The sequence below is a fragment of the Bradyrhizobium sp. Crot121 genome, assembly GCF_059512385.1.
This window is the reverse complement of record NZ_JCAMOR010000236.1, coordinates 1-1491: the sequence shown is the minus strand read 5'-3', so window position 1 is coordinate 1491 and position 1491 is coordinate 1. Positions and strand designations below refer to the sequence as shown.

At 57.8% G+C, this 1491-nt stretch carries 1 protein-coding gene; it reads left to right on the top strand.

All coding sequences use genetic code 11. From position 1 onward, the window contains the following. The first annotated feature begins 816 nt into the window (after positions 1 to 816). Positions 817 to 1176, top strand: coding sequence for a hypothetical protein (locus AC5ZGW_RS46245; protein WP_130231117.1), 360 nt, complete (start codon positions 817 to 819; stop codon positions 1174 to 1176). The last annotated feature ends 315 nt before the right edge of the window (positions 1177 to 1491 follow it).

Genomic DNA, 1491 nt, shown 5'->3' with positions numbered 1-1491 from the left:
GACAGGACGCCCCTTGGCGCTATCGGCTTGGCCACCCTGTTTGCCGCAGCGGCCTACCGCGCGAGCGGTTTAGTCCCTTGGCCCCTTTGAGATATGTCCGCCTACCTGAGAATGTCCGTTAACCGGGGTAGACCGGTAGTCGCCGTAGTCCGGCCAAACCGACGCGATTGACCCGTTGCGGAAGTGGTCGGCTTTAGGGGCGCGCTCTCTAAACCTTCGTATCATTCCCTGGCCGCTTTGGATGGCAGGCGCATTACCTACGTTCAATTGAGCGGCTGACCGCGATCGTCCTAAGTTGCACGCGTAGGAAAAGCGCACAGGCCCATGCAGTGCGACGGTGGAAAAGGATGATCGACGAACAGCGACGATAGTACCAAGAGGAGACTACGATGCCCCATTGCTCCGATAATCTTAGATCTGGCGGTGCCGCGCGATGCGCAGTGTGTGATGGCAAGTTTGGTCTCGTCCGGCACTACTCGTGGCGAACCCCGCTTTGTTCCAAGAAGTGCGTCGATCGCTTCAGAACTCGCCGGGAAAGTGACCGCAATTGGGTGAGCTGGCTCCAAATCGCCTTCGACCAGCTGCCCGAGAACCGCACGAGGGCTTGATGACGGCCCAGAACTCACGACGAGGCAAGGAATATTTAGAGATAGCACAGACTTTGCTCCGCGCCGCCAAAACCATGACCGACTCAGCGATTGCGGCTCAGCTTAAGGCCCTCGCTGACGACTACCAGCGGCGAGCTGAGACAGCTTCGCATGTTGATGCGGATGGATGAATTTCCTTGCACAGAGAGATTCCGGGATTGGGTGTGAGATGAACAATCACATTTGGCATGCAACACTTATTGTATTCGCCGTCCTGCCGCCGATTTCTACAATCGGTCACGCCCGCGCCCACGATTATCAGCACCCTGAGTTGAGCAGTTGGTATGAGAGCTTGCACAGCGGCAAAGGGCCCTGCTGCGATGGCAGTGATGCGAAGCGCGTTGATGACGCCGATTGGGAAACTAAGGATGGTCACTATCGCGTGCGCATTGATGGCGAGTGGGTTGATGTTCCGAACGACGCTGTCGTGGATGGACCGAACCGCGCTGGTCGCGCGATGGTCTGGCCCTACTATCTGAACGGCGCTTCCGTTGGCGTCAGATGCTTCATGCCGGGGAGCATGGGCTGATCGCGAGCGCAGGGCGATCAGCAGTTCCCACTGCGGTAACATTGCATGGTTCGGCTGCCAACCCGACCGAGGCGATATGGTCATAGTGATATTCGTACTGGCGATGTGCATTGCCGCGGCGTGCGTGTTCCTGGCGTTGTTGCTCTAACGATAGACAGCCCCGACTAACGCGCGGGCCGCCGGGGCCGGTTACTTTCACTTTCCGAAGCCTTGAAAATATCGACGAAGCCGAGCGTCTGTTTGCGAAGCTGCTAGAAAAACGATTTGACCGTCAGCCCTGCTGCGCGGGCATCCTGTATGAATGTATGCGCTTCC

Excerpts from the sequence above, each read along its gene's own strand:
- AC5ZGW_RS46245 (WP_130231117.1), top strand. The coding sequence starts at position 817 with ATGAACAATCACATTTGGCATGCAACACTTATTGTATTCGCCGTCCTG.